Origin of the sequence: Paraburkholderia podalyriae (assembly GCF_014397785.1) — a bacterium.
Taxonomy (GTDB): domain Bacteria; phylum Pseudomonadota; class Gammaproteobacteria; order Burkholderiales; family Burkholderiaceae; genus Paraburkholderia; species Paraburkholderia podalyriae.
In genome coordinates this window covers 1-1067 of the sequence record NZ_VZQQ01000240.1, presented here as the reverse complement: position 1 = coordinate 1067, position 1067 = coordinate 1, and the positions used below count along the sequence as shown (strand labels likewise).

Annotated in this window: 1 pseudogene; it reads left to right on the top strand. The window is 57.6% G+C overall.

The features are described from left to right. Window positions 1-128: 128 nt before the first annotated feature. Window positions 129-287 (top strand): annotated as a pseudogene (locus F6X42_RS42800) (transposase); the annotation flags it as partial. Window positions 288-1067: the final 780 nt, after the last annotated feature.

Below are 1067 nucleotides of genomic sequence, written 5' to 3'. Positions count from 1 at the left end.
CGGCCGCACCACTTCAGAACCCACTTCATTTTCGTTCATAGCGTACACGTGTCCATTAAAAAAATAGGTGGACACGATCGTCGCTTTCATGACCCGCCGGTTCAAGGTGACATTGCCGGGCGCTTACCCGGGTGGAACATGTCTTCGCGGTCGTGAAGCGACTGTGGGGATTTACCAAGGTGCGCTATCGCGGGCTGGCAAAGAACGCCAACCGGGCGTTCGTCGCGCTCGCGCTGGCGAACGTCTACCTGTCGCGAAAGAAACTGATGGCACCGGTACGCCCATAGTGGGCGAAAGGCGGGCAAAGTGCCCGCCCAACAGGCTCGCGAGGGCCGAAAAGCAATGGCTTAAGCTCGGCCTCATGACTTGGCGACGTTCAAGTCGCTGACACGTCGCCGATTTGGTGGCTTGTTCAGCTTAGCCTTAGACCATGGCGTCGATTTATGTTCGCTTATTTATGCACTGGTTAGTAACTCTGAGTCTTTGGCAGCCATAGGTGTCCACCTCGAATTGGTGGACACCTATATTGCCAACGTCACTGCCAATTGATAGACGTCAACGATGGACCGCATACGTTCAGTCCATGAACTGCTCAGCCATGTTGCCCCCGATCGCGGCGGCCTGGCCGATCCGGCCACCGTCTCAAGACTGCCCATCGAACCCCATCCAGTATCGCAACCTGATACCCAGCTAATGGAGCGCTGATTGCCGCCCAACCCACCGCACCCGGTTATCGAGCCGATGTCGTCAATAGCGGTAGCGTCGCAGTACCCCGTGCCCTGGAGCGTTCGTACGACGTCGTGCTTATCGACCTCCATATGCCGGTATGGACGACTATGCATTGGATGAGACGCTTCGGCTTCAGGGTGCGGTGGCGGAGACCGTCGCGATCGCCGCACGTTGGGAATGAGGAGCGCCAGCGCTGGAAAAAGACCGGAATAGAGTCTGAGGTCGTGAGGCCGGCTGGTTCAATCGAGGTTCGGATTGGCCGGGCAGTAGTCAAGGTCGACGGCATTGTCGACGCTGAGATGCTTCGGACGGTGTTGGGGAGTTTGCGCTCGTGATTT